6 protein-coding genes are annotated in these 6,303 nt (G+C 66.0%); 3 read left to right on the top strand and 3 right to left on the bottom strand.

The annotated features are described in order from the left end of the window. The first annotated feature begins 153 nt into the window (after positions 1–153). Positions 154–1,062, top strand: coding sequence for a cysteine synthase CysM (gene cysM / locus ADE01S_RS30865; protein ID WP_062685570.1), 909 nt, complete (start codon positions 154–156; stop codon positions 1,060–1,062). Between the two features lie 148 nt (positions 1,063–1,210). Here cysM and ADE01S_RS30860 read toward each other — a convergent pair whose 3' ends face one another. Then, on the bottom strand, positions 1,211–2,191 hold the full coding sequence (locus ADE01S_RS30860) for a Bug family tripartite tricarboxylate transporter substrate binding protein (protein ID WP_062685569.1): 981 nt from the start codon (positions 2,189–2,191) through the stop codon (positions 1,211–1,213). Next, on the bottom strand, positions 2,188–2,964 hold the full coding sequence (locus ADE01S_RS30855; RefSeq protein ID WP_062685568.1) for an IclR family transcriptional regulator: 777 nt from the start codon (positions 2,962–2,964) through the stop codon (positions 2,188–2,190). The genes ADE01S_RS30860 and ADE01S_RS30855 overlap by 4 nt, the downstream gene beginning before the upstream one ends. A 67-nt stretch (positions 2,965–3,031) precedes the next feature. Between ADE01S_RS30855 and ADE01S_RS30850 the strand changes: the two genes are divergently transcribed. Continuing rightward, the gene (locus ADE01S_RS30850; RefSeq protein WP_062685567.1) at positions 3,032–4,081 is read left to right on the top strand and encodes a cyclase family protein; all 1,050 of its coding nucleotides are present in this window, start codon (positions 3,032–3,034) and stop codon (positions 4,079–4,081) included. Positions 4,082–4,123: 42 nt separating this feature from the next. Here ADE01S_RS30850 and mltB read toward each other — a convergent pair whose 3' ends face one another. After that, positions 4,124–5,281, bottom strand: coding sequence for a lytic murein transglycosylase B (mltB, locus tag ADE01S_RS30845; RefSeq protein WP_062685566.1), 1,158 nt, complete (start codon positions 5,279–5,281; stop codon positions 4,124–4,126). A 10-nt stretch (positions 5,282–5,291) separates the two neighbouring features. Here mltB and ADE01S_RS30840 point away from each other — a divergent pair, with 10 nt between their 5' ends. Continuing rightward, a complete protein-coding gene (locus ADE01S_RS30840) occupies positions 5,292–6,215 on the top strand; it encodes a histone deacetylase family protein (protein WP_082775930.1) in 924 nt (307 codons plus the stop codon). Positions 6,216–6,303: the final 88 nt, after the last annotated feature.

Raw genomic sequence — 6,303 nt, 5'->3', positions numbered from 1 at the left:
CGGCGGCCAAGCCGGCTCCCAGGCCGGCCGCCGCCCAGCCCGCGCCGGCGCCGGCGCGCGGCAGGCCCTGAGCCGCGGGGCGGGCGCGGGTAGCCCTGGCGGGAGCGCGGCTTTTGGCGGCGCCCGCCGCCGGGCGGGGTTATCATCGTCGGCATGACTACTACCTATCCCACCATCGAGCAAACCGTCGGCAACACGCCGCTGGTGCGCCTGCAGCGCATCCCCGGGGCCGCTGGCGCCGCCCGGGGCAACGTCATCCTCGCCAAGCTGGAAGGCAACAACCCGGCCGGCTCCGTGAAGGACCGCCCGGCGCTGTCCATGATCAAGCACGCGGAAGAACGCGGCGACATCAAGCCGGGCGACACCCTCATCGAAGCCACCAGCGGCAATACCGGCATCGCCTTGGCGATGGCGGCGGCCATGCGCGGCTACCGCATGATCCTCATCATGCCGGATAACCTGTCGGTGGAGCGCCGGGCGGCGATGGCGGCCTACGGCGCCGAGCTGATCCTGACGCCGGCCGACAAGGGCGGCATGGAATACGCCCGCGACCTGGCCACCGAAATGCAGGCCGACGGCAGGGGCCTGGTCCTGGACCAGTTCGCCAATCCCGACAACCCCCGCGCCCACGTCGAAACGACCGGGCCCGAGATCTGGAACCAGACCGAAGGCCGCGTGACCCACTTCGTGAGCGCCATGGGCACCACGGGCACCATCATGGGCGTGTCGACTTATCTGAAATCGCGCAATCCCGCGGTGCAGGTGGTGGGCGCGCAACCCGCCGAGGGCTCGTCCATCCCCGGCATCCGCAAGTGGCCCGAAGCCTACCTGCCCAAGATCTTTGACCGCAGCCGCGTCGATGCCTACGAATCCATCGAACAATCGGAAGCCGAGGTCATGGCACGCCGGCTGGCCGCGGAAGAGGGCATCTTCGGCGGGATCTCCTCCGCAGGCGCCCTGGTCGCCGCCCTGCGAGTGGCCGAGCGCGTGAACGACGCCACCATCGTATTCATCGTGTGCGACCGCGGGGACCGCTACCTGTCCACCGGCGTCTTCAACTGAGCGTCGGGGCGTAGAAATACGCTCCACGCCGCGCAAGCTTCGTTTGCTTGCCGGCGACAAAAAACCGCCATGCCGGGTCTAACCCGGCATGGCGGTTTTCATTTGAAGGGCGCGAGCGCCGGGCTTGCGCCTGGGATCTGTCCCGAAATTACTCGGGCTGGATGCCGGCGTCCTGCATCACCTTGATCCAGCGCTTGCTTTCCTCAAGGTTGAAGGCTTCGGCTTCCTGGTAGCTCATGGCGCTGGGCAGCGTGCCTTGCGACTTCAGGGCTTCGACCACCTTGGGCGACTGCGAGGCTTCGATCATGACCTTGTTGAGCTTGGCGATGACCGGTTCCGGGGTGTCTTTCGGCGCCCACATGCCGTACCAGGTGACGATGTCGAACCCGGGCAGCACGGTTTCCGCGATGGTCGGCACGTTGGGCAGTTCGGCCAGGCGCGTCTTGGTCGTGACGGCGATCGGGCGCACCTTGCCGCTCTGGATGAGCGGCAGGGCCGGCGCCAGCGGGGCGTACATCAGATCCACGTGGCCGCCCGCGACGTCGGTCAGCGCCGGGCTGCTGCCGCGATAGCCGACGTGGGTGATCTTGGCCTTGGTGGAGGTGTTGATCAGTTCGCCCGCCAGGTGGGGCAGGGTGGCAACGCCGGGAGAGGCGAAGCTCAGCGAGCCGGGCTGGGCCTGTGCCTGCTTGATCAAATCCCCGAAGCTCTCGAACTTGGAATCGGGCGGGACGACGGCCACCATCGGCACCGTGCCCAGCACGCCCACCATCTTGAAGTCCTTGATCGGGTCAAAGCTGAGATTCTTGAATTGGGCCGGGTAGATGCCCTGAACGGACGGGTTCATCAGCAACGTGTAGCCGTCGGCGGGGGCCTTCGCCACCTGGGCCGTGCCGATGGTGCCGCTGGCTCCGGCGCGGGTTTCGATGACCAGCGGCTGGCCAAGGATTTCCCCCATCTGGACTGCGATCACTCGGCCGACGACGTCGGTCGGACCGCCTGCCGCCCACGGCATGATCACGCGGATCGGCTTGTCCGGATAAGTTGCCTGCGCGTAGGCGTTGGCTGCCGGCAGGGCTGCCACGGCGACCGCCGAGCATGCCGCGGCGAGGAAAGTGCGTTTGTTCATCTACTGTCTTCTCCTACAAAAGTGAGATTGGCCGAGGGCAGGGCTGCGTACAGCAGCGTCTTCACCTCGGTGAGCTGTTTCCCCGTGGTGGCTTCGTTCTTTTGCATCCTGCCCAGCGGGCCGGCCACCACAATTGCAAACGGTTGTTCGTATGCCCGGAACCCGAGCGAAATGGACATGACGTCCTCGACGTTCTCGCCCACCGAGCGCTGCCAGCCGCGGGCAATGCCCGCTTCCAGGTCGCGGTCGAAGTCCTCCCGGCTGGTGAGCGTGCTATCGGTGTAGGCGGCAAAGCCGCTATAGGCCTTGAACCATTTCTGCCGCTCTTCGTTGGACAGCACCGACAGCAGGGCTTTGCCCGAACTGGTGGCGTGCACGGCCTTGAAACCGCCGGGCTGATGGGAGAAGCGGATCGTCTGCTTGGATTCGGCCACGATCAGGTACACGACCTTGTCGTCGGCCAGCTTGGCCAACAGCGCCGTTTCTCCCGTGATGTCGCGCACCCGGGCCAGCACCGGCTCGATCACCGCGTTCAGCGGATCGCTATGGCAGATCAGGGTTGCCACGTGGATCAGCTTCTGCGTCGGGTAGTAGCCGTGCTTTTTGCCGATTTCATACAGGTAGCCGCGCGCCACCATGGTCTTCAGCAGGCCATGGCAACTGGAGAGCGGAATCCCCATCTGCGCAGCGATTTCGCTGTACAGCAAGGGCTTCTGCTCTTCCGCGAAGAGGTTGAGGACATCCAGCACACGGCCAGCAGTTTTCACATCCATGATGGTAGTATCCTATACGTGATAAATTTATGTCAAATTGCAATCAATCGCCAAGGAGGCGCGACGCATGAGGTGGAAGAACCGTCCCGAGGGGTCGAATTGGGGAGATTTCGGGCCTGACGACCAACGAGGTTGCCTGAATTACATCACTCCCGCGAACGTGCTGAGCGGCATGCGCGAAGTCCGCGAAGGGCTGAGTTTCTGCCTGTCGCTGCCGCTGGATTACCCGGGCGGCAACGGGGTCAACGTCCGTCGCCATCCGCCCAAGCTGCGCCCCACCGAGAGGGACGGCGACCAATATCTGAATTTCCCGCTCGGGCGCCTGCGCCCGGGCTGTGTCGACGTGCTCAGCGACGATATCGTCGAGATGAGCCTGCAGTATTCGACGCAGTGGGATTCGCTGGCGCACGTGGGCGCCCTGTTCGACGCCAATGGCGACGGCCTGCCCGAGCGCGTCTACTACAACGGCTACCGGCCCAATGAGCATGTGGTGGGGCCGGTGGATTACGACGTGGGCAATGGCTTCGCCAAGACCGACCTGGGCCAGGGGCCGGCATCCAACGCCAAGAAGCTGGACATCACCCAGCTCGCCGAGTCGTGCCTCCAGAGCCGCGGCGTGATGGTCGACCTGGCGCGCCACTACGGCCGCGAGCAGAAATCCGTGGGCTATGACGACCTGATGCGGATCCTGGACGCGGACCGGATCGAGATCGAGCGTGGCGATATCGTGCTGTTCCACACGGAATTCGGTGACGCCCTGCTGGAAAAGAACCGCGAACCCGACCCGCATACGCTGCACGAGATCTGCGCGGGCCTGGACGGCAGCGACGAGAAGCTGCTGCAGTGGATCACGGACTCGAAGGTGGCGGCGATGGCCTCGGACAACCATGCCCTGGAAATCTATCCCACGCAGAAGCCCAATGCCTGCTGCGCGGCGCTGCCGCTGCACCACCATTGCATCTTCAAGCTCGGCATGCCGATAGGCGAGATGTGGTACCTGGGCGCGCTGGCGCGCTGGCTGACGGCCAATGGCCGCAGCCGCTTCCTGCTGACCGCGCCGCCGCTGAATCTGCCCGGAGCCGTGGGCTCGCCCGCGACGCCGGTCGCAACGGTGTAATACCGGAGGCCGCGGCGCTCGCCGCCGCGGCCGGGCCGTCTTTCAGCGGCTCACCCGCGCCTCGATCTCGCCGGCCAGGTCGGCGACCGACGTGGCGTAGAAGTAGCTGCGGTTGTACTTGGTCAAGGCGAAGAAGTTGGGCGTGCCGACGCGGTATTGCGCGGTGCCGCGGGCTTCTTCCACCAGGTCGACGACGCCCAGCGGCTGGCTGGTCCAGCCTTCGGAGGAAGCGCCCGGCTGCAGGCGGGCGCCGGCGGCCGAAAGCGTGCCCCAGCTCTGCTTGGGTTCCAGGCCGCCGTCGACCAGCGGGGCGGGATCGGCGGGCAGCGCCACCGGCGCGAACACCGGCAGGCCGCGTTGCCAGCCGTGTTGCGACAGGAAACTGCCCACGGACATGATCGCGTCCCGGGTGTTGTTGCTGAGGTCGATATGGCCGTTGTCGTCGCCGTCCACCGCGTAGTGCATGACGCTGGTAGGCATGAACTGGGGCATGCCGATGGCGCCGGCGTAGGAGCCGCGAGTTTCGAGATCCAGCTTGTCCTGCATGACCAGGGTGAGGAAGTCCGCCAACTGGCCGCGGAACATCGTGGCGCGTTCGGGCTTGGCCGGATCCGGATAGTCGAAGGCCAGGGTGGTCAGCGCGTCCAGCACCCGGAAGTTGCCCATATTGCGCCCGTACAGCGTCTCCACGCCGATGATCGAGGCGATGATGGGGGCGGGCACGCCGAAGCGCTGGGCGGCCTGGTTGAGCAGGTCGCGGTTCTCGTTGTAGAAGTCCACGCCCCAGCCGATGCGTTTGGGCTCGACGAAGCGCGACCGGTAGGTCAGCCAGCTGCGCCAGATCTTCTTGCCGGGAGGCGAGGGCGCGATCAGGCGCGCCACGGTGGCGTTGTAGCGCGAGCTCTCCAGCGCCGCGACCATCGGGTCCAGCGGCAGCTTGCGATCGGCGGCCAGGCTCTCCACGAAGGACCGCACCTCCGGCCGCAGCGCGCCGTTGGCGCCCAGCGCGGCGGGGCCGTCGTCGGCGATCTCGGAGCCAGGGGTCGGCGCGCTGGGTCCGATGCGGATGGGGGCGGGGGCGGAGGAGGTTGCGGTGGCAGGCTGGGAGGCCGGGCCGGAAGCGGTGGGGGCGGTGGTGGAGCAGCCCGCCAGCACGGCGGAAAGGGTTCCGAGTTGCAGTAATCGCCGACAGATGAACATAATCTTCCTTATGGAGACCATGTATCTTACCCACCCGGCATGCCGCTTGCATGAAATGGGAAGTTGGCATCCCGAAAGCCCGCAGAGGCTCGACGCCATTTCCGACCAGTTGCTCGCCAGCGGATTGATGCCGTACCTGGACGACCGACAGGCGCCCCAGGCATCTCGTCACGACCTGTTGCGGGTACATACTGTCCAGTATCTGAACAGTTTGCGCGAAAACACGCCGGAGCAAGGGTATTTCCCTATCGATCCCGACACCCTGATGAACCCGCACACCTACGAGGCCGCGCTCTACGCGGCCGGCGCGGGCGTGGCGGCGGTGGACGCGGTGGTGGGGGGCGAGGCCCGCACGGCGTTCTGCGCGGTGCGTCCGCCCGGGCATCACGCCTGCCGCTCCCAGGCGATGGGATTCTGCTTTTTGAACAACGTCGCTATTGCGGCGCAGCATGCGATGGACTTCCACGGTCTGTCGCGCGTGGCCATCGTCGATTTCGACGTGCACCACGGCAACGGCACCGAGGACGTCTTCGCCGGCGACGAGCGCGTGCTGATGTGCAGCTTCTTCCAGCACCCGCTCTTCCCCAACAGCGGCACCGAAGATCCGGCCGCCAACATGCTGAACGTGCCGGTCCCGGCCTATACGGGGGGCGCCGCTGTGCGGGCCATCGTGACCGATACGTGGCTGCCCAGGCTGGAGGCCCACCGGCCCGAGCTGATCCTGGTGTCGGCCGGTTTCGATGCCCACCGCGAAGACGACATGGGCCAGATGGGCCTGGTCGAAGCCGATTACGCCTGGATCACCGAGCGGCTCGTCGAGGTGGCGGACCGCCACTGCCAGGGCCGCATCGTGAGCACGCTGGAGGGCGGTTACAACTTGTCAGCCCTGGGTCGAAGCGTAGTTGCGCATATACGAGCGCTGGCGAAGCTGTAGAATCAGGAAAAAATTGTGCAATGCGATCCCGGCGCATGCCGGGTAATTATTTCCATTTGGAGGCAGCGGGATGAAGGTGTTGGTACCT

Source organism: Achromobacter denitrificans NBRC 15125 (genome assembly GCF_001571365.1).
GTDB classification, from domain to species: domain Bacteria; phylum Pseudomonadota; class Gammaproteobacteria; order Burkholderiales; family Burkholderiaceae_B; genus Achromobacter; species Achromobacter denitrificans.
Note: the sequence above shows the minus strand (reverse complement) of the source record. Positions and strands in the feature narration are given on the sequence as shown.